17 protein-coding genes are annotated in these 18956 nt (G+C 72.5%); 10 read left to right on the top strand and 7 right to left on the bottom strand.

Annotated features, from left to right (window positions below; translation table 11 throughout):
• Nucleotides 1–21 precede the first annotated feature (21 nt).
• On the top strand, nucleotides 22–813 hold the full coding sequence (locus ARTHRO9V_RS02690) for a polyprenol monophosphomannose synthase (protein WP_123570427.1): 792 nt from the start codon (nucleotides 22–24) through the stop codon (nucleotides 811–813).
• A gap of 64 nt (nucleotides 814–877) precedes the next feature.
• Here the strand turns inward: ARTHRO9V_RS02690 and ARTHRO9V_RS02685 are convergent, their stop codons facing one another.
• The 3 genes from ARTHRO9V_RS02685 to ARTHRO9V_RS02675 all read right to left on the bottom strand — a co-directional run bounded on the left by ARTHRO9V_RS02685 (nucleotide 878) and on the right by ARTHRO9V_RS02675 (nucleotide 4771).
• Complete coding sequence (locus ARTHRO9V_RS02685) at nucleotides 878–2197, bottom strand: exopolysaccharide production protein (RefSeq protein WP_159825359.1); 1320 nt, start codon at nucleotides 2195–2197, stop codon at nucleotides 878–880.
• Nucleotides 2194–3513 carry an O-antigen ligase gene (locus tag ARTHRO9V_RS02680; RefSeq protein ID WP_159825357.1) on the bottom strand — a complete coding sequence of 440 codons (1320 nt, stop codon included), beginning with the start codon at nucleotides 3511–3513 and terminating at the stop codon, nucleotides 2194–2196. Before ARTHRO9V_RS02680 ends, ARTHRO9V_RS02685 begins: the two co-directional genes overlap by 4 nt.
• Nucleotides 3514–3574: 61 nt before the next feature.
• Nucleotides 3575–4771, bottom strand: a complete 1197-nt coding sequence (locus ARTHRO9V_RS02675) for an acyl-CoA dehydrogenase family protein (protein ID WP_056046317.1) — start codon at nucleotides 4769–4771, stop codon at nucleotides 3575–3577.
• A gap of 155 nt (nucleotides 4772–4926) precedes the next feature.
• Here ARTHRO9V_RS02675 and manA point away from each other — a divergent pair, with 155 nt between their 5' ends.
• The 5 genes from manA (at nucleotide 4927) to ARTHRO9V_RS02650 (ending at nucleotide 12094) form a co-directional block, all read left to right on the top strand.
• Entirely contained in the window at nucleotides 4927–6093 is a 1167-nt protein-coding gene (gene manA, locus ARTHRO9V_RS02670; RefSeq protein WP_056046315.1) for a mannose-6-phosphate isomerase, class I, read from the top strand.
• 116 nt (nucleotides 6094–6209) lie between these two features.
• A complete protein-coding gene (gene galE, locus ARTHRO9V_RS02665) occupies nucleotides 6210–7169 on the top strand; it encodes a UDP-glucose 4-epimerase GalE (RefSeq protein WP_056046313.1) in 960 nt (319 codons plus the stop codon).
• A 185-nt stretch (nucleotides 7170–7354) separates the two neighbouring features.
• Nucleotides 7355–7687: a WhiB family transcriptional regulator gene (locus tag ARTHRO9V_RS02660; protein ID WP_173151170.1), complete on the top strand. Its 333-nt coding sequence runs from the start codon at nucleotides 7355–7357 to the stop codon at nucleotides 7685–7687.
• A gap of 167 nt (nucleotides 7688–7854) precedes the next feature.
• A complete protein-coding gene (locus ARTHRO9V_RS02655; RefSeq protein WP_159825354.1) occupies nucleotides 7855–10686 on the top strand; it encodes a glycosyltransferase family 2 protein in 2832 nt (943 codons plus the stop codon).
• The gene (locus ARTHRO9V_RS02650) at nucleotides 10679–12094 is read left to right on the top strand and encodes a DUF5719 family protein (protein ID WP_159825352.1); all 1416 of its coding nucleotides are present in this window, start codon (nucleotides 10679–10681) and stop codon (nucleotides 12092–12094) included. Before ARTHRO9V_RS02655 ends, ARTHRO9V_RS02650 begins: the two co-directional genes overlap by 8 nt.
• A gap of 45 nt (nucleotides 12095–12139) precedes the next feature.
• On the opposite strand, the gene ARTHRO9V_RS02645 is transcribed toward ARTHRO9V_RS02650, so the two are convergent.
• Complete coding sequence (locus ARTHRO9V_RS02645; protein ID WP_056046308.1) at nucleotides 12140–12589, bottom strand: metallopeptidase family protein; 450 nt, start codon at nucleotides 12587–12589, stop codon at nucleotides 12140–12142.
• Nucleotides 12590–12660: 71 nt separating this feature from the next.
• On the opposite strand from ARTHRO9V_RS02645, the gene ARTHRO9V_RS02640 reads away from it, so the two are divergent.
• From ARTHRO9V_RS02640 to ARTHRO9V_RS02630, 3 genes are all read left to right on the top strand, one after another.
• Nucleotides 12661–12873 (top strand): DUF3499 family protein, encoded by a 213-nt coding sequence (locus ARTHRO9V_RS02640; RefSeq protein ID WP_056046306.1) that lies wholly within the window; start codon nucleotides 12661–12663, stop codon nucleotides 12871–12873.
• Nucleotides 12863–14284 (top strand): phosphomannomutase/phosphoglucomutase, encoded by a 1422-nt coding sequence (locus ARTHRO9V_RS02635; protein WP_159825350.1) that lies wholly within the window; start codon nucleotides 12863–12865, stop codon nucleotides 14282–14284. The genes ARTHRO9V_RS02640 and ARTHRO9V_RS02635 overlap by 11 nt, the downstream gene beginning before the upstream one ends.
• A 167-nt stretch (nucleotides 14285–14451) precedes the next feature.
• Nucleotides 14452–14703, top strand: coding sequence for a metal-sensitive transcriptional regulator (locus tag ARTHRO9V_RS02630; RefSeq protein ID WP_236556883.1), 252 nt, complete (start codon nucleotides 14452–14454; stop codon nucleotides 14701–14703).
• A 30-nt stretch (nucleotides 14704–14733) separates the two neighbouring features.
• On the opposite strand, the gene ARTHRO9V_RS02625 is transcribed toward ARTHRO9V_RS02630, so the two are convergent.
• Nucleotides 14734–15618 carry an RDD family protein gene (locus tag ARTHRO9V_RS02625; RefSeq protein ID WP_082460291.1) on the bottom strand — a complete coding sequence of 295 codons (885 nt, stop codon included), beginning with the start codon at nucleotides 15616–15618 and terminating at the stop codon, nucleotides 14734–14736.
• 18 nt (nucleotides 15619–15636) lie between these two features.
• On the opposite strand from ARTHRO9V_RS02625, the gene ARTHRO9V_RS02620 reads away from it, so the two are divergent.
• On the top strand, nucleotides 15637–16632 hold the full coding sequence (locus ARTHRO9V_RS02620; RefSeq protein ID WP_056046300.1) for a stage II sporulation protein M: 996 nt from the start codon (nucleotides 15637–15639) through the stop codon (nucleotides 16630–16632).
• Between the two features lie 28 nt (nucleotides 16633–16660).
• Here the strand turns inward: ARTHRO9V_RS02620 and ARTHRO9V_RS02615 are convergent, their stop codons facing one another.
• Together ARTHRO9V_RS02615 and ARTHRO9V_RS02610 are read right to left on the bottom strand one after the other, a co-directional pair.
• On the bottom strand, nucleotides 16661–17953 hold the full coding sequence (locus ARTHRO9V_RS02615) for a DUF58 domain-containing protein (protein WP_056046297.1): 1293 nt from the start codon (nucleotides 17951–17953) through the stop codon (nucleotides 16661–16663).
• Between the two features lie 2 nt (nucleotides 17954–17955).
• Complete coding sequence (locus ARTHRO9V_RS02610; RefSeq protein WP_056046296.1) at nucleotides 17956–18909, bottom strand: MoxR family ATPase; 954 nt, start codon at nucleotides 18907–18909, stop codon at nucleotides 17956–17958.
• Between the last annotated feature and the right edge of the window lie 47 nt (nucleotides 18910–18956).

Raw genomic sequence — 18956 nt, 5'->3', positions numbered from 1 at the left:
CCCCGCAACCGGAAGCACCGCATGACCACCTCCGCCCACACCGGCGCCGGCGCCCTCGTCGTCCTCCCCACCTACGACGAGGTCGAGAACCTCCCGATCATCCTGGGGCGCCTCTTCGCCGCCGTCCCCGAGATCCACGTCCTCGTGGTGGACGACGGCAGCCCCGACGGCACCGGCGAGCTCGCCGAGACGATGGCCGCCGACGACGACCGCATCCACGTGGCGCACCGCACCGGCAAGCTCGGGCTCGGGTCCGCCTACGTCATGGGCTTCGGCTGGGGTCTCGAGCGGGGCTACGACGTCGTCATCGAGATGGACGCCGACGGCTCGCACCCGCCCGAGAGACTGCCCGAGATGATCTCGCTCGTCAGCGCACCGGGTGCGTCGACGCCGAGCCTCGCGATCGGGTCCCGCTGGGTCCCCGGTGGCTCGGTGGTCAACTGGCCGGTGTCGCGCCAGGTCCTGAGCCGCGGCGGCAACCTCTACGCCCGCCTGGCCCTCGGGTTGCAGCTCAAGGACGTCACCGCCGGTTTCCGGGCCTACACCCGTGAGGCCCTCGAGGCGATGGACCTCACGGGCATCGACTCGAAGGGGTACTGCTTCCAGGTCGACATGACCCTTCGCGTCCTCGACGGCGGGGGGCGCGTCGTCGAGGTGCCCATCGAGTTCCGCGAACGCGAGCTCGGCGAGTCCAAGATGAGCCAGGCCATCGTCGTCGAGGCCATGCTGCGCGTCACGCAGTGGGGCTTCCGACGCCGGCTGCAGACCCTGCTCGGCAACCGCCCCGGGCCGCGCTGGGTCGTCGAGGACTGAAGCGGCGCGCCGGGTCGCGACCGGCGACCGACGTCCGCGACGGCACCCGACCGAGCCGCGCCTCCTACCGGCGGTTCGCCTGGGGCAGCCGTGACCGCCACGACCGCTTGCGGGCGGCGATCGTCGCGATGGCGACGAAGGTCATCAGGGTTCCCTCGAACAACACGAAGCTCTCGGCGACGGCCGTGACCCCGATCAGCACCAGGACGAGCGCCGGCCAGACGTAGGCCACGATCGGGTGACCGGACGCCGTGATCCAGCTGCGCACGAAGGCGAGGGTGCCGGCCACGACGAGGAGCAACCCGCCGACCAGGCCCAGTTGCAGCCAGATGTCGAAGAACGCGTTGAGCCCCGTCTCGTGCGGTCGGCCGCTCGGCGCGATGATCGTCGAGTACGGGAAGATACCGGTCGGCCACTGCCCGACGAAGCCCCAGCCGACGATGTCGTGCACCGCCGCCAGTTCGCGGATGCGCGCCCAGAGCAGCGACCGCACCGACAGGTCGTTGGTCGCGTCCACCGCGTCCAGGAGGCGCGAGCGACCCGCGTAGGCCAGCCCACCACCCAGCACCACGATCACCGCGAAGACCGATTGCATGAGCGACCGTCTCGACTCGGGGGCCCGGCGCAGCGCGTCGAGCGCCACTCCCGCCACGATCAGGACGATGACCGCGATCGCCGTCGCGGGGGAGCGGGCGAAACCGAGCGCCGTGAGGGCGAGCACGCCCGAGGCGACGGCCTGCCGCCGAGGGACCGACCGGGTGAGGAACTCGACGGCGAACGTGATGACCGCGAGCGTCGCCAGGAAGCCCAGGTAGTTGCGGGTGCCCGAGATGCCCTGGATCGGACCGCCCGCGGCGAGGTTGCCCTGGATTCCGAGGAACGCGATCGGTTGGTCGATCAGCAGCCCGCTCAGCACCTCGAGCGACAGCGACACGACGAGCAGGATGCGGAGCGCGTCCCCGAAGGCCCGCACCACCTGGACCAGGTCGCGGCCCAGGGCCAGGTACAGCCCGAGGGCGCCGAACCCGACCGCGTAGGCCACACCGCCGACGGTGACCCAGGTGTACTCGCTCCAGAAGACGCTGAGGGCCATGAAGCCGAACAGGGCGATGAGCGACACCGGCAGGATGCCGTGCCACTCGATGTGGTGTCGGCCACCGACCAGGGAGAGGGTCGCGAGCACCACGAGGGTGCCCAGGACGGCGAGCGAGCCCGGCCACCCCATCAGGGCGCGGACCGACTGGGTCGAGAACGCGTAGAGCACGATGGCGACCGAGAGTGCCTGCGAGAAGTGCCCGCCGGCCGAGAAGCCGATCCAGGCCGAGAGGTACCGGCGCAGGGGATCGCGGCTGCGGTCGAACCCGTGGCCGTGGCCGGACGTCACCGGTCGTGGCCCGTCCAGCCGAAGGGGTCGCGGCGCGTCACGAGCACGACGACCACGAACGTGGCCCAGCCCCACTCGACGATCAGCCGGGACTCGGTCAACCCGTGGACGACCAGGGCCGTCACGAGCAGCAAGGGCAACAGGTCGAGGGCCGACCACGGCGCCGCGACCCCGCGCGAGAGCATGCGGCGGTCGACGGCCCACCACCACGATCTCAGGACGACGCCGACGATCGTGAGCCCGAACAACGCGAGGCCGATCCAGCCCAGCTGGAACCAGACGTCGAGGTACGCGTCGTGCGCCTGCAGGTAGACCACGCCGTTGCGCTCGGCGAGGTCGGTGAACGGTTCGACGAACGGGAACCAGTAGCTGACCCAACCCCAGCCCACGACGGGGTGCTGGACGCCGAGGTCGTAGACGGCCGACCAGATGTCGGTGCGACCCGTCAGGTCGCCGCTCTTCCCCAGCAGCGCGAGCAGCGGGCCTCGGGCGAGGACGACCACCGTGACGGCCGCCAGCACGACGAGCGCTGCCACGCCGAAGACGGGACCCCGGCGGCCGGGCTCACGGCGTCGGGTCGCCACCACCAGCAGCGACACGAGGCCGACGGCGACCGCGACCACCGCGACGGTCGCCGACCGGGTCAGGGCGAGCGCCAGGAGCGAGGTGACGAGACCGACGACCGCCGTGCCGCGACCGATGGACCGGTCCGCCGCCTGGACCGCCGTGACGATCAGGGCGAGCAGGGCGATGATCGCGAGGATGTTGCTGTTGCCCTGCAGCCCCTGGATGCGACCGCCCTCGAAGAGCACGTCGCGCGACCAGAACCACGCCGTCGGCCGATCCGTGCAGTCCAGGTACACCGGGCAGACCGGCTGGCGGACGACCAGTCCGACGACGACCTCGAAGAGCAGGGAGGCCACGACGTGGATGCGCAAGGCCCGTCCGAGGGCGGTCACGATGGTCGGCCACGAGGCGACGACGGTTACCGCCAGGGCGCCCACGCTCGTCATCAGCGTGAGGACGATGCCGATCGCCGAGCCGGCGGGGTACTGCGACCACGCGATCGAGACGACAGCGAAGAGCAGGAAGAGGACGAGGAGGCGCGGGAGGGTCCGTACCCGGGGTGGATGCCGCACGACGAGGACGACGGCGGCGACGACCATCGCCACGCAGGCCGCCCCCCAGACCCACCAGCCGGTGCCGTTGCGGAGGACGTCGCCACCGAACAACACGAGGAACGCCAGCGTCGCGAACGTCGTGGCTCCGCGCGTCGGCGCCGTCCGGGCGGGCCGCGCGGGCAACGTCGTGGTCATGGGCACCAGGCTAGACGACGGGGGAGGCGCGGAGGAGCGACCGGGGGCCGCCCCTCCCGGATCAGACGAACGCCGCCTGGCCCGTGATGCTGCGGCCCACGATGAGGGTGTTCATCTCGCGGGTGCCCTCGTAGCTGTACAGCGCCTCGGCGTCGGCGAAGAACCGGGCCACGTCGTACTCGAGCACGATGCCGTTGCCGCCCATGACCTCGCGGGCGTACCCCACCGTCTCGCGCATGCGGGCCGTGGTGAACGCCTTGGCGAGCGAGGCGTGCTCGTCGCGCTGGGTGCCCTCGTCGAGCATCTGCGAGCACCGCACCACCATGCCGATCGAGGCGGTGATGTTGCCGATGCACTTCACCAGCAGGTCCTGGATCAGCTGGTGCTTGGCGATGGGCTTGCCGAACTGCACGCGCTCGTTGGCGTACGCCAGGGCGGCCTCGTAGGCGCCGATCGAGTTGCCCACGGCCGCCCAGGCGACCTCGGCCCGCGTCAGGCGCAGCACGGCCGCCGTGCTGCGGAACGAATCGGCCTGCTGCAGTCGGTGGCTCTCGGGCACGCGCACGTCCTCGAGGGTGATGTCGGCGTTCTGGACGATGCGGAGGCTCTGCTTGTCCTCGATCTTGGTCGCCGTGTAGCCGGCGGTGTCGGTCGGGACGATGAAGCCCTTGACCTGGCCGTCCTCGGCGCTCTTGGCCCAGATGATCGTGATGTCGCTGAACGTGGCGTTGCCGATCCACCGCTTGGAGCCGTTCAGCACCCAGTCGTCGCCGTCGCGGGTGGCGATCGTGCGGAGTCCCTGGGCCGAGTCGGACCCCGACAGCGGTTCGGTCAGGCCGAAGGCGCCCACCAGGTCACCGCTCGCCATGCGGGGCAGCCACTCGGCACGCTGTTCGGGCGAGCCGCCGACGCCGATCGAGCCCATCGCGAGTCCGTTCTGCACGCCGACGAAGGTCGCGACGGACGCGTCCACGCGCGCGAGCTCGAGCGCGACCCAGCCGCGGAAGACGGCGGAGTTCTCGAACGGGCGCGTCTCCTCCCACGGCATGCCGAAGAGGCCCAGGCCGGCGAGGCCCTTCACGATCTCGTGCGGGAAGGTCGCGTCGGCCCAGTGGCGGTTCACCCCGGGCTTGACCTCGGTCTCGAGGTAGTGGCGAAGGTCGGCCAGGACGCCCTTCTCGCGGTCCGAGAGGAGGTCCTCGTAACCGTAGAAGTCGCTGACGAGGGAGGTGAACGAGGTGAGGGTCGCTGATGACATCCGTGCTCCATTGCTTCGTGTCGGGACGACAGGAGCCTAGGCAGCGCCCCAGCCGCCGCCAAGGGGTTGGTAGCTTTGATCAACGCCCCGGCGTCGTCGACCTCACCGCTTTGTAGGGGGCGACCAAGCACGACCTCCGACAAGCAGGTAAAGCCATGTTCCTCGCCATCACCAACACGCCCCGCGACTACGCCTGGGGCTCGACGACGGCCATCGCCGACCTGCTCGGTCGTCGACCGAGCGGCCGCCCCGAGGCCGAGCTGTGGCTCGGTGCGCACCCGGGTTCGCCGAGCGTCGTCGTCGCCCCGGCGGTCGTGGGTGGTGCCGACACCCTCGCCGACTGGTTCGCCGCCGAGCCGGGCAGGGCGCTCGGCCGCGACCGGGACCACCTGCCGTTCCTGCTGAAGTTGCTCGCGGCCGACGGCCCGCTGTCCATCCAGGCGCACCCCACCCCCGAGCAGGCCCGCGAGGGCTTCGCGCGCGAGGACGCCGCGGGCATCCCGCTCGACGCCCCCGAGCGCAACTACAAGGACTCCTCGGCCAAGCCCGAGATCATCGTGGCGTTGAGCGACACCTTCGACGCCCTCTGCGGGTTCCGCGAGCCGGCCCGGACCCTGGCCGACCTCGACCTCCTCGACGACGGCTCGGGGCGCCTCGACCTGCTCCGCCGACACCTGGCCGAGTCCCTGCGGTCGACCCTGGCCTTCCTCTTCCAGGGCGACGACGACTCGTCCGCGGCCATCGCGGCGGTGAGCGAACTCGCCGCCGCCCACCGGGCGGACGGCGCGGGCATCGCCACGGTCGTCGACCTGGCCGAGCGCTACCCCGGCGACCCCGGCGTTGTCGTCTCGCTGTTGCTCAACCGGGTCACGCTGCGTGCCGGGGAGGCGCTGTTCCTGCCCGCCGGCAACGTGCACGCCTACCTGGGCGGCTTCGGCGTCGAGCTCATGGCGCCCTCCGACAACGTGCTGCGCGGCGGCTTGACCCCCAAGCACGTGGACGTCCCCGAGCTGCTGAAGGTCCTCGACTTCGAACCACTGCCCGTCCCCCGTCTCGACCCGACCACGGTCGCCCGGGGGGTCGAGCGCTTCGCGCCTCCCGGCACGGGCTTCGCCATGCTGCGGGTCGACGCCGAGGGTCCGGGGGCCGTCGTCGAGATCGGCGGTCCGAGCATCGTCCTGGTCACCGCCGGAGAGGTCCACGTCAAGGGTCAGGACGGCACCATCCGGCTCGGTCGTGGCGAGTCCGCGTTCGTCACCCCCGACGAGGTCCGACTCGCGATGACCGGCGGCGGCACCGCCTACGTGGCGACGCCGGCCTGAGCCGGGCCGAGCGGCCGGGCGGAGCCGTCCGCTCCGCGTGACGTCCGGCTCCGCGCGCCCCACCCGGCGCTCGTGGTGGCACCCGTGACCCGTCGGGCACCCGATAGGTTGGCCCCATGTCATGGTTGGTCACCGGCGGTGCCGGGTACATCGGTTCTCACGTCGTCCGCGAGCTCACGGGGGCGGGCATCGACGCGGTCGTCCTGGACGACCTCTCGTCCGGCCTCGAGGCTTTCGTGCCCGCCGACGTCCCGTTCGTCCGGGGTTCCCTCCTCGACCGCGAGCTGATCGAGCAGACCATCGACCGGCACGGCGTGACCGGCGTCGTCCACGTCGCGGGCTACAAGTACGCCGGGGTCTCGGTCCAGCGGCCGTTGCACACCTACGACCAGAACGTCACGGGGACCGCCCGCCTCCTCGAGGCCATGTCGAGCCGGGGCGTCGACCGGATCGTGTTCTCGTCCAGCGCGGCCGTCTACGGCACGCCGCCGACCGAACTCGTCACCGAGGACACGCCCAAGGCACCCGCGTCGCCCTACGGCGAGAGCAAGCTGATCGGCGAGTGGCTGCTGCGCGACCAGGGGGTGGCCGAGGGCCTGCGCCACACCAGCCTGCGCTACTTCAACGTCGTGGGTTCGGGTCGGCCCGACCTCTGGGACGCCAGCCCGCACAACCTCTTCCCGCTCGTCTTCGCCGCGCTCGCCGAGGGCCGCGTCCCACGCATCAACGGCGACGACTACGACACACCCGACGGGACGTGCGTCCGCGACTACGTCCACGTCGCCGACCTGGCGGTCTCGCACGTCGCGGCGGCCCGCCGACTGGACGCGGGCGAGCCGGTCGAGCCGGCCTACAACCTCGGTTCGGGCGGCGGCGTCTCGGTCGCCGAGATCATGACCGCGATGCGCGAGGGCACCGGCATCGACTTCACGCCCGAGATCGCCCCGCGTCGTCCCGGCGACCCCGACCGGATCGTCGCCGACGGCAGCCTGGCGGCGCGCGACCTCGACTGGGAGATGCGGCACACGCTGCTCGAGATGGTCACCAGCGCCTGGCAGGCCGCGCCTCGCGGTTGACCGTCCGCCACGTACCCGACATCACCCGTTCCCGTCGAAACGTCCCCCGACACGCCGGGGTTCCCTTGCCCCTGATCGGGGGGTGGAGGGTTTATTGGCCCTCGACTTGACGGATGGGTAATGACACCGGTGTAATTACCTTGTCGCGTACATTCACGGGCGATCGACACGAGGGGAGATGCGCTGTGGGCATCCACGAGAACCGCGCCGGCGTCCCGGACGACTGGCACGTCGACCCGATCCAGTTGGGCGTCCCCGGCATCGGATCGTCGTCGCGCACCATCGTCGCCGACGACGAGAACCAGCTGGCCTGGCAGGCGGACTCGCTCTGCGCCCAGACCGATCCCGAGGCGTTCTTCCCCGAGAAGGGCGGCTCCACGCGCGACGCCAAGAAGATCTGCGCCTCCTGCGACGTCCGGGCCCAGTGCCTCGAGTACGCCCTGCAGAACGACGAGCGCTTCGGCATCTGGGGCGGGCTGTCCGAGCGCGAGCGTCGCAAGCTCCGCAAGCGGGCCTGACCCGCGCCTCCTCGGCTTCCGACGGCATCGACCCCCCCGGGTCGGTGCCGTTCCGTCGTGATGGCCCGAGGTCGCGGGGACCAGGAGGCGCGGGTCGTCACGTCTCGCCCGTCGCGTCGGCGCGCCGAGCCGGTGCCCGCGCCGGTGCGACCTAGGCTGCACGAGTCATGCAGCCGAGAGTCACAGCGATCCTCGTCGCCCCTGGTGGAGCGACCTACCTCGACCGAACCCTCGACGGACTGTCGCGTCAGACGCGGCCCCCCGAGGCATTGGTGGTGGTCGACACGGGCGGCAAGGACTCGGCCGCGGGTCGGCTGTCGCTGAGCGGCGCCGCCCAGTTGGCCTCGCTTCCCGACGCGAAGACGTTCGGTGCCGCCGCCGCGCACGGCGTGCGACTCTCGGACCCGGGCGACGGAGATCCCGACGAGTGGGTCTGGCTGCTCGGGCACGACAACGCACCCGCGCCCGAGGCGCTCGAGCGCCTCATGACGACCGTCGAGGTGTCGCCCTCCGTCGCGGTCGCGGGCCCCAAGCTGATGCGGTGGGGCCAGCCCGGTGTCATCGCCGAGTTCGGCGAGACCGTCACCCGGTACGGCGCCTCGCTCGCCCGCGTCGAGAACGAACTCGACCAAGGCCAGCACGACGTCACGGACGACGTGCTCGGCGTCGCGGCGGGGGGCATGCTCGTCCGTCGCACGGTCTGGACCGCCCTGGGCGGCTTCGACCCCGCGCTGCCGCACGTCGACGCCGCACTCGACTTCTCGATCCGTGCCCGCCTCGCCGGTCACCGGGTGGTCCTCGTCCCCGACGCGAAGGTCGACAGTGCCGGGCCGCCGGAGGAGTTCGGCCACGGGCCCGTCGGGCACGCCCGCCGGGCGCGCCTGCACCGTGCCGCCCAACTGCACCGGCGCCTCGTCTACTCGGCGGCCGCCCTGTTGCCGCTGCACTGGCTCAGCCTGGTGCCGCTGGCGGTCGTGCGCAGCGTCTGGCACCTGCTCACCAAGAACCCGGGAGCCGTGGTGGGCGAGTTCGCCACCGCGTTCCGGGCTGCCTTCGGCGGCTCGCACGTGCGATCGGCTCGTCGGGCCCTCGCCCGGACCAAGAGCGTCGGCTGGAGCTCGGTGGAGCCCTTGCGCGCGTCCCGCGCGATGCTCCGAGAACGACGGGTCACCGAACGTGACGCACAGGTCGCCGGCGTCGAGGACGCACCCGACCCCCGGGCGAGCTTCGTCCACTCGGGCGGCCTCTGGGTCGTGCTGGTCACCGCCGTCGTCGGTGTGGTGGCGTTCCTGCCGCTGCTCGGCAACCCGGCCGTCACGGGTGGGGGACTCCTGCCGCTCAGCACCTCGGTGGGTCAGCTCTGGTCGTCGGTGGGCTACGGCTGGCGCGAGATCGGCACCGGGTTCCTCGGCCCCTCGGACCCGTTCGCCGCGCTCGTCGCAGTCCTCGGCAGCCTGACGCCCTGGTCGCCGTCGACCGCGGTCCTCGGGGTCTACCTCGTGGCCCTGCCGCTCTCCGCGCTGGGCGCGTGGTTCGCCACCCGCCGCGTGACCCGCCGCACCTGGGTGCCGGCCGTCGCCGCGGCGCTCTACGCCCTCTCGTCCCCGCTGCTCTCGGGTCTGCAGTCCGGTCACCTCGGTGCCGTCCTCGCGCACGTGGCGCTGCCGTTCCTCGTCTGGGCCATGATCGGGGCCGCGAGGTCGTGGACGGCCGGGGCCACCGCCTCCTTGCTGTTCGCCGTCGTCGCGGCGGCCGCTCCCTCGCTCGTGCCGGCCCTCCTCGTCGGTTGGCTCGGGTCGATCGTCAGCCGCCCCCGCGGCACCCATCGCCTCGTGGCGGTGCCGCTGCCCGCGCTGGCCCTCTTCGCGCCCCTCGTCGTCGCCCAGCTGCAGCGGGGCACGTGGTGGGCCGTGTTCGCCGACCCCGGAGTCCCCACGAGGTCGGACCCGGCCTCACCGCTGCAGCTGCTGCTCACGTCCCCCGAGACGGGCCTCAACGGCTGGACGGCACTGATCGCCGGGACGGGTTTCTCGTCCGCCACGCTCGCCGTCCTGGTCGCCGTCGCGATCGCCCCGCTGGCGCTGCTCGCCGTGGCCTCGCCGTTCGTCGGCTCGCAGCGCCGCGCGGTCCCCGCCCTCTCGCTCGCCCTGCTCGGCTACCTGACGGCCGTCGCCGCGACCCACGTGTCCGTCACGGGCGTCGGCAGCGACACGACCACGATCTGGGCCGGCAGCGGACTGAGCCTCTACCTGTTGGGGCTCGTCGGCGCCGCGGCCGTGACCCTCGACCGGCTGCCCCGGGTCGCCCCGCCGGCCGGCGCCCTGGTCGCCGTGCTGGCGGTCGCCGCTGCGGCCCCCACCGTGATCGCGTCGTTCGGCCCCGTGGCCGACGTCCGTCCGAGCTCGGGGCGCATCCTGTCGGCCTACGTCACCGCCGAGGCCGAGGCGACACCCGACGTCGGGACGCTCGTCCTCACGCCCCAGTCGGACGGCTCGCTCGCCGTGTCGCTCGAGCACGGTCAAGGAGCGACGCTCGACGACCAGTCGACGCTCGACTCGACCGCCCCACGCCTCACCTCGGTCAACGAGGACCTCACCGTCCTGGCCGGCAACCTCGTCAGCCGCAGCGGTTTCGACCCGACCGACGACCTGCGTCGGCTGGGCGTCGGGTTCGTCTTGCTGACGGCCACCGACGACGACGGCGACGCCGACCGGCTCGGCCAGCGCGCGGGCGAGGCGCTCGACGCCGACGCCGACTTCCTGCCGGTGGGCGACACGTCCAACGGCCTCCTCTGGCGTTACGTGGAGGCGCAGGACGAGCGCGAGGCGCGTCCGGCTGCGGGACCGCTGCGACCGATCGTCCTGATCAGCTGGGGACTCGTCTTCGGTTCCGCCCTGTTGCTCGCCATCCCGACGTCGCCGCGACGACGTCGATCCCGGGCCGGGACGCCCGAGGCCGAGCAGCCCGCCACGACCTTCGACGAGGAGCGAGATGAATAAGCGATCGGTCTTCTCCACGACGGGACGCGTCGCGGTCGGCGTCGTCGGTCTGGCCGTCGCCGCCGCGGTCGTCGGCGGTGCCACGGTCGTCCGCCTCCCCTCCTTCGAGACGGTGCCGGCGGGGCAGCTCGTGACGCCCGTGCCGGTCGACCAGCAGCGGGTCTGCACCGGTGCCCTGTTGCAGCTCTCGGACGCCGAGGGGCAGCAGGCCACGACCGCGAGTTCGGTGGGTCGAGCGGCCGTGGCCCGGGAGTCGAGCGAGGGCGACGTCGACGTCGACGAGCTCGCCGGTGCCGACGGCAGCGACTCGCGACCGTCCGTGGTCACGGCACCCGTCGAGGGCGCCGACGTGCCCCTCGTCGCGGCCGCCCAGAGCCAGTCGGTCGACGAGGGCGACCTGCGCGGCTTCGCCTCGGCACCCTGCACCGAGCCCACCAGCTCGACTTGGCTGATCGGCGGCTCGACCGAGACGGGACGCGTGTCGCTCATCAGCCTCGTCAACCCCAGCGACGTCAACGCCACCGTCGACCTCGACATCCGTTCCGAGACCGGCGAGGTGCAGGGCCCCGGAATCGACGGGATCGTCGTCGCGCCCCGCAGCCAGAAGGTGGTTCCGCTCTCGGGCTTCGCGACCGGACTCGTCTCGCCGGCCGTCCACGTGTCGAGTCGCGGCGGGCAGATCGTCGCCACGCTCCAGCAGAGCGTCGTCCGCACCCTCGAACCGGGTGGGGTGGACATCGTGACCGGCTCGGCCGCGCCGTCTCGCGAGTCGGTCGTCACGGGGATCGTCGTCCGCGACTCCGCCAACCTCGAGGGAGCACTCGCCGACCCGTCGTCCTCCGACCTCCAGTCGGTGCTGCGCGTCCTCGTCCCGGGCCAGGGTCCCTCGCAGCTGAGCGTCTCGTTGGCCACCGACGACGGCACCGGCACCTCGTTCGAGACCCGGGTCGAAGGCGGGCGCGTCACCGACGTCCCGATCGACGGGCTCGAGGACGGCGTCTACACGGCCACCGTCCGGTCGTCGACGGCCGTGGCCGTGGCCGCCCGGACCTCCACGGTCGCCGCGGACGCGGGAGGCGTCGACCTCAGCTGGGCCGCCTCGTCGCCCCGTCTCTCCGGTGACACCGAGGTGGTCGTGCCCGACGGTGAGGGCGGACGCCTCTGGCTCGCCAACCCGGGCCAGGACGCCGTCACGGCCGAGGTCACGGTGGGCGACGGCGACGAGCGGGACGTCGAGGTACCCGGTGGGTCCACGGTCGGGGTCGACGTGCAACGGGGCGACGCCGTCCGGCTCGGGAACGCCGACGACCTGCGCGCGGGCGTCAGCTTCTCGGCCCCCGGAGCCGTCGCCGCCTGGCCGGTGACCTCGCCGCTGCCGGCGTCCACCCCGGTGACCGTCTACCCCTGACGTCGGGGGCACACACCCCGACGACCCCGACGACCCCGTCGCGCGTCAGCCGTCGCGCCAGCGGTCGGGAGCGAGCTCCCACGGGTCCTTGCCGAGGAGGTCCGCGACGGCCCGGAACACGTAGCCCTCGACGAGCACCCGGTGGTTCCACTCGTCCTCGGCGGCCCCCCGCCGGTCGTGCGAGGGGGCGAGCCGTTCGATCGGCAGGCGGTACAGCACGACCCGGCCGGCGGCCCGGTCGACGGACCACCGTTCGACCCGGGTGCGGTCCGGTTCGGCGGGGAGGCCGGCGACCTCGAACGACGTGTCGGCGAGCTCGTCGGGCCACGCCTCGCGGAGGTAGTCGGCGGTGGCGGCGACGATGTCGTCGAAGAGGTCGACCCTCGTCCGCAGGAAGGGCAGGTGAGGCCCGGCGGCGGACGACCGCAGCCCGCGTCCATGGCGGTCGCGCCGACGGGAACGGTCGGTGACGCGTGCGCGGCGGGGCCTGCTCATCAACCCATCGTAGGCCCGCCCAGGAGGCGCGGGTCGGCCCCCGAGGACCCTCGCGATAGTCTGTCGGGCAGATGAACGGTCGACCCTGCAGCAAGGTGACGTGCCACGACGAGGCCGTCGCCACGCTGACCTACGTGTACGCCGACTCGATGGTCGTGGTCGGGCCCTTGAGCGACCGCGTCGAGCCGCACGGCTACGACCTGTGCGCCCGCCACGCGGGCTCGTTGTCGGTCCCGCAGGGCTGGGAGGTCCTGCGCCGGGTAGTTTTGGGTCATGACCTCTGAGAACGCCCCCGTCGACCTGACCGCCTTCGTCAAGACCTACGACGTCCGGGGACTGGTGGGCACCCAGCTCACCGACGAGGTGGTCGAGGCCTTCGGTGCGGCCTTCGCCGACGAGATCGACGGCGCCGGCCACGACCTGGTCGTGGGTCACGACATGCGGGACTCCTCGCCGGGCTTCGCCGAGGCCTTCGCCCGCGGGGCCCGGGCCCGGGGTGCGAACGTGGTCGCCCTCGGCCTGTGCTCGACCGACGAGTCGTACTTCGCCTCCGGCTCGCTCGACGCCCCGGCGGCCATGTTCACCGCGAGCCACAACCCGGCCACCTACAACGGCATCAAGATGAGCAGGGCCGGCGCCCAGGGCATCAGCCTCGACACGGGGCTGTCCTCGATCCGTGACCGCGCCTCCTCGTTCCTGGCCGACGGCATCGAGGCCGTCGCCGAGCCGGGCGCCGTGCGGGAGCACGACGCGTTGCCGGGCTACGCCGCGTACCTCCGCGGTCTCGTGGACCTCGCGGGCATCCGGCCCATCAAGGTCGTCGTCGACGCCGGCAACGGCATGGGCGGGCTCACCGTCCCGGCCGTGCTGGGCGAGGCCGCCGGGCTGCCGAAGCTGCCGATCGAGATCATCCCGCTGTACTTCGAACTCGACGGCACCTTCCCGAACCACGAGGCCAACCCCCTCGACCCGGCCAACCTGGTCGACCTGCAGAAGGCCGTCCTCGAGCACGGGGCCGACCTGGGCCTCGCGTTCGACGGCGACGCCGACCGCTGCTTCGTCGTCGACGAGAAGGGTGACGCCGTGACCCCGTCGGCCGTGGCGGCGATCGTCGCCGTCCGCGAGATCGCGCGCGTCCGGGCCGCCGAGCCCGACGTCGAGATCTCGGTGATCCACAACCTCATCACGTCCCGCGCGGTGCCCGAGGCCATCGAGGCGGCCGGCGCGACGCCGGTGCGCACCCGCGTCGGCCACTCGCTCATCAAGGACGAGATGAGGGCGACCGGGGCCATCTTCGGGGGCGAGCACTCGGCGCACTACTACTTCCGCGACTTCTGGAGCGCCGACAACGGCATGCTGGCCGCCATGCACGTCCTGGCCGAGTTCGGGTCGCAGGCCGAGCCCCTCTCGACCCTGACCGACCGGTACACGCCCTACGCGGCGAGCGGCGAGATCAACTCGACCGTCACCGACGTGCCGGCGGCGTACGCCCGCATCGTCGAGGCCTACACCGGGGTCGGCGAGTTCGACGAGCTCGACGGCCTCACGGTCAGTGGTTCGTCCGACGACGGGTTCTGGTGGTTCAACGTCCGGCCGTCGAACACCGAGCCGCTGCTGCGCCTCAACGCCGAGGCGGCGACGCCCGCCGGCATGGAGCGCGTCCGCGACGACGTGCTCGGGCTCATCCGCGGCTGACGGTCGGCCGGGTGCGGCCGAACGGGTGGAGCGGTTACCCCCTGGGGGTATCCTGGCGGGACCGGTCGACACGGCGTGACCGGACGACACACGAGGAGGCGCGGGTGGCGCAGCAGGGTGAGCACGCGACGGCGACGCACGTCGGCTACAGCGGCGACAAGGAACAGATCGTCAAGCGCCTCCGCCGCGCCGAGGGCCAGGTCCGGGGCATCCAGCGCATGGTCGAGGACGACATGTACTGCATCGACGTCCTGACGCAGGTCAGTGCCGCGACCCGTGCCCTCGAGACCGTGGCGCTCCAGTTGCTCGAGGACCACCTCGCCCACTGCGTCGCCCAGGCGGCCCGAGAGGGAGGCGACGTCGCGGACGCCAAGGTCCGCGAGGCCTCGGCGGCGATCGCGAGGCTCGTCCGGTCCTGACGCGGAGGCCGGGCTCGACGGCGACGCGGGTCAGCGCCGGGGGAAGCCCCGGACCGTCTCGGTCAGCGCCGGGGTGAGGCGGTCGAGCAACGCGGACTCGCGAGCGAGGGCGGCGGACTCACGCCGACGCCGGAGCGCCGAGACGCCCGCCAGGAGGAACTCCGGGTCGCCGGACGGCACGGGCGAGACGTAGGGCGTGGTCTCGGCCGCCAACTCGTCGGCGACGCGTCGCCGACTGGCCGGGGAGAGCTGCGGCGCCTGCTGCAGGAACGACGCGATGCGACGGGCCAGGCCGTCGGGCAGGCGCCCGACATCCGCGATCTCGGCCCACCCCTGCAGGTGCGCCGGCACGCCGTAGACCACGTGAGCGGCCTTGGGCACGCGTTCGTTGCGACTGTACGTGCCGGCCATGAGGTCGCCGAGACGCCGCGACGAGCCGTTCAGCAGGGCGACGACGACGGCCAGGCCGCCACTGGTGAACACGATCTCGAGCAGCCCCACCAGCGCTCGGGTGAGGGCGTGGCGCAGGCCGATCGCCCCTCCGTCGGTGCGGACGATGCGCGCGCCCACGGCGAGTCTGCCCAGGGACCGCCCGTGGCTCGCGGTCTCGACCACCGTCGGCACGACGATGAAGCAGATCGCGATCGACGCCACGAGGAACGCCTGTGACAGGGCGTCGTCGAGCACCCCGCCGTCGTTCAGCAACGAGACGAGCACCAACGCACCGACGAGCAGCAGGGCGTAGGCCAGGTAGTCGATGAGCACCCCGGCCGCGCGCAACACGAAGCTCGTCGGTCGGAGGTCGAGGGCGACCGCCTCGCCCGTGACCAGTTCGTCCCCACCCGCCGTGAAGGCCTCGACCTGGTCGGGTCGCAGCACCACCGGGGAGGCGCCTCGTGCCTTCGTGCGGGACATGCCTAGTATCTAAGCAGAATGGACATCGACGCCTACGCCGCCGCCCACGGCCACGACTGGGCCGAGCTCGAGCGCCTCGCCCGGCGCGGGCGACTGAGCGGGCCCGAGGCAGACGAGCTCGTCCGCCTGTACCAGTCGGGGGCCGGGCAACTGTCGGCGCTGAAGACCGCCACCGGCGACTCGGTCGTGGCCGACCGGCTCTCCATGACCCTGTCGCGAGCACGCCTGCGGTTCACGGGCGCGGGTCGCAACCTGTTCAGCCAATTGCCGACCTTCTTCGTCGTGCAGCTGCCAGCCGCCCTCTACCGCGTGCGGTGGCTGTCGCTCGTGTTGACGCTCGTGACGGTGGTCGTCGCGGCCGTGTTCGCGACCTGGGCCGCGAACACACCCGCGCTGCTGGCCTCGTTCGGCAGCGAGGAGTTCCGCCGGCAGTTCGCCGAGCAGGACTTCGTGAACTACTACTCCGAGAGCGCCTCGACGTCGTTCACCGGCCAGGTGTGGACGAACAACGCCTACATCGCCGCGCAGTGCGTGGCGTTCGGCATCACCGGGGTCTGGGTTCCCTACGCGATCCTCAGCAACGCCATGAACGTCGGGATCTCGGCCGGGCTCATGGCCGACCAGGGGCGGCTGGACCAGTTCTTCCTGTACATCGCTCCGCACGGTCAGCTCGAGCTCTACAGCATCTTCGTCGCCGGGGCCGCCGGTCTGATGATCTTCTGGTCCTGGGTGGCACCCGGTGCCCGCACCCGGGGGCAGGCGTTGGCCCAGGACGGACGCGCGCTCGTGACCATCGCGGTCGGGTTGATGCTCTCGTTGTTGGTCTCGGGCGTCATCGAGGGGTTCGTCACCCGGCAGGCCTGGCCCTGGCCGATCAAGATCGGCATCGGCACCGTGGCCCTCCTGGGGTTCCTGGCCTATCAGTGGCTGCTCGGCGGACGGGCCCACCGGGCGGGACAGACCGGCGACCTCGACGAGTTCGAGGCCGGGGCCACACAACTCGTGGCCGACTGATCCCGCGTCGTCGGCCACCGAGCCTGCGTCAGAGGCGGCCGGCCGCCTTGAGCGCGAGGTAGCGGTCGGCGAGGGCGGGGGGCAGGTCGGCCGGCGCTCCGGTCACGACGTCGGCGCCGACCTGACGCAGGGCGGCGGCGACCCGGCCCTGGTCGAGTCGGGCCCGCTCGGCCGAGGCGGCCCGGTAGACCTCGTCGCGGGTGCCCCGTCGCACCACCGTCTCGTCGAGGGCCGGATCGGTGACCGACGCGACGACCACGAGGTGCTGGCGGGTCAGTTGGGGGATCGCCGCCAGCAAGGAGCGGGAGGCGCCGGGGCTGTCGACGGTGGTCGCGAGGACGACGAGCGCCCGACGGGACGTGACCGAGCGGACGAGGGCCGGCACGGCGGCCCAGTCGGTCTCGACCAGTTCGGGCTCGACGGGGGCCATGGTCTCGACCATCGACGAGAGCAGGGCGGGCCCCGTCGCGCCCTGCACCCGACCCCTGACACGTCGGTCGAAGAGGACGACGTCGACCCGGTCGCCCGCCCGCGAGGCCAACGCCCCGAGCAGCAGTGCCGACTCGAAGGCCGTGTCGAGCCGCGGTTCGTCGTCGATGCGGGCCGCGGAGGTCCGCCCCGTGTCGACCACGACGACCACCCGACGGTCGCGCTCGGGCCGCCAGGTGCGCACGACGAGGTCGTCGCGGCGTGCGGTCGCCCGCCAGTCGATCGAGCGGACGTCGTCCCCTCGCACGTACTCGCGCAGGCTGTCGAACTCGGTGCCCTGGCCGCGGATCATCACGCTCGTGCGCCCGTCGAGTTCTCGGAGACGGGCCAGACGGGACGGCAGGTGCTTGCGCGACGAGAACCGCGGGAGCACGCGGACCGCGCCCGGCACCTCGTGCGTCGCCTGACGACCGGCGAGCCTCAGGGGACCGATCGTGCGGACGGTGACGCCGCCGGCGCGGCGTTCGCCCCGGCGGAACGGGGTCAGCGTGACGGTGAGCGTCGCGGCCCGCCCCGGTCGCAGGGACAGGCGACGGCGGGTCGGGGTCGCTCCGGCCGACGGCTGCCATGCGTCGCGCACGAGTCCGCGCAGCGTGCGTCGGCCGTCGTTCACCACGGTCAGCCGGGCGGGTGCGCTCTCGCCGAGACGGATCGCCCCCGGCAGTTCGCGCCGGATGGTGAGCGACCGGGGCGACGCCGTGAGGGCCACGTCGAGCACCGTCAGCGCGGCGACGACGCCGAGCCAGCCGACGATCGCCCACCCGCTGCCCGTCAGGACGACGGGCACGACGCCGAGCGCGACGAGCACCACGAACCAACCGGTGATCGCCATGGCTAGAGCGGGACCCGGACCTGCTGCAGCACCGAGCGGACGATGGCGTCGGCGTCGACGCCCTCGAGCTCGGCTTCGGGCCGCAGCTGCAGGCGGTGTCGCAGCACGGGCAGGGCCATGGCCTGGACGTGGTCGGGCGTGACGTGGTCGAAGCCGGTCAGCCACGCCCAGGCCTTCGAGGCGGCGAGGAGGGCCGTCGACCCTCGGGGGCTCACGCCGATCTTGACCGACGGGCTCTCGCGCGTGGCCCGGGCCAGGTCGACCATGTAGGCGAGCACGTCGGGGGAGGCACCGACCCGGGCCACCTCCGCTTGGGCGCGGGCGAGGTCGTCGGGCCCGAGGACCGGGGTCACGCCCGCGGCTCGCAGGTCGCGGGGCGAGAAGCCGGCGGCGTGACGGCCGAGCACCTCGACCTCGGCCTCGCGCGGCGGCAGGTCGAGCGTGAGCTTCATCAGGAAGCGGTCGAGCTGGGCCTCGGGCAGCGTGTAGGTGCCCTCGTACTCGACGGGGTTCATGGTGGCCGCGACCAGGAACGGGGTCGGCAACGCGCGACTGACGCCGTCGACCGAGACCTGGCGCTCCTCCATGGCCTCGAGCAGCGCCGACTGCGTCTTGGGAGGCGTGCGGTTGATCTCGTCCGCGAGCAGGACGTTGGTGAACACCGGCCCCGCCCGGAACTCGAACTCGCCCGACTTCGCGTCGTACACGAGCGATCCGGTGATGTCGCCGGGCATCAGGTCGGGCGTGAACTGCACGCGGGCGGTGTCGAGCGAGAGCGAGTGGCTGAGGGCGCGCACGAGCAGGGTCTTGGCCACGCCGGGGACGCCTTCGAGCAGGGCGTGACCCTGGGCCAGCAGGGTCACGATCAGGCCCGTCACGGCACCGTCCTGGGCGACGACGGCCTTGCCCACCTCGGTTCGGACTCGGGCGAAGGTCTGCTGCAGTTCTGAGCTCATCTGGTGGTCTTCTCCGGGGTGGGGGTCGATGCGGGGGCGATCGGACG

Source organism: Frigoribacterium sp. 9N (assembly GCF_902506305.1).
GTDB lineage: Bacteria > Actinomycetota > Actinomycetes > Actinomycetales > Microbacteriaceae > Frigoribacterium.
The sequence above is the reverse complement of the archived record's forward strand: the minus strand, read 5'-3'. Positions and strand labels throughout refer to the sequence as shown.

What these genes read in the sequence shown, in the direction of transcription:
- ARTHRO9V_RS02690 (WP_123570427.1), top strand. Translation starts at nt 22, where the DNA reads ATGACCACCTCCGCCCACACCGGCGCCGGCGCCCTCGTCGTCCTCCCC.
- ARTHRO9V_RS02680 (WP_159825357.1), bottom strand. Translation starts at nt 3,513, where the DNA reads ATGACCACGACGTTGCCCGCGCGGCCCGCCCGGACGGCGCCGACGCGC.
- ARTHRO9V_RS02675 (WP_056046317.1), bottom strand. Translation starts at nt 4,771, where the DNA reads ATGTCATCAGCGACCCTCACCTCGTTCACCTCCCTCGTCAGCGACTTC.
- manA (WP_056046315.1), top strand. Translation starts at nt 4,927, where the DNA reads ATGTTCCTCGCCATCACCAACACGCCCCGCGACTACGCCTGGGGCTCG.
- galE (WP_056046313.1), top strand. Translation starts at nt 6,210, where the DNA reads ATGTCATGGTTGGTCACCGGCGGTGCCGGGTACATCGGTTCTCACGTC.
- ARTHRO9V_RS02655 (WP_159825354.1), top strand. Translation starts at nt 7,855, where the DNA reads ATGCAGCCGAGAGTCACAGCGATCCTCGTCGCCCCTGGTGGAGCGACC.
- ARTHRO9V_RS02650 (WP_159825352.1), top strand. Translation starts at nt 10,679, where the DNA reads ATGAATAAGCGATCGGTCTTCTCCACGACGGGACGCGTCGCGGTCGGC.
- ARTHRO9V_RS02645 (WP_056046308.1), bottom strand. Translation starts at nt 12,589, where the DNA reads ATGAGCAGGCCCCGCCGCGCACGCGTCACCGACCGTTCCCGTCGGCGC.
- ARTHRO9V_RS02640 (WP_056046306.1), top strand. Translation starts at nt 12,661, where the DNA reads ATGAACGGTCGACCCTGCAGCAAGGTGACGTGCCACGACGAGGCCGTC.
- ARTHRO9V_RS02635 (WP_159825350.1), top strand. Translation starts at nt 12,863, where the DNA reads ATGACCTCTGAGAACGCCCCCGTCGACCTGACCGCCTTCGTCAAGACC.
- ARTHRO9V_RS02625 (WP_082460291.1), bottom strand. Translation starts at nt 15,618, where the DNA reads ATGTCCCGCACGAAGGCACGAGGCGCCTCCCCGGTGGTGCTGCGACCC.
- ARTHRO9V_RS02620 (WP_056046300.1), top strand. Translation starts at nt 15,637, where the DNA reads ATGGACATCGACGCCTACGCCGCCGCCCACGGCCACGACTGGGCCGAG.
- ARTHRO9V_RS02615 (WP_056046297.1), bottom strand. Translation starts at nt 17,953, where the DNA reads ATGGCGATCACCGGTTGGTTCGTGGTGCTCGTCGCGCTCGGCGTCGTG.
- ARTHRO9V_RS02610 (WP_056046296.1), bottom strand. Translation starts at nt 18,909, where the DNA reads ATGAGCTCAGAACTGCAGCAGACCTTCGCCCGAGTCCGAACCGAGGTG.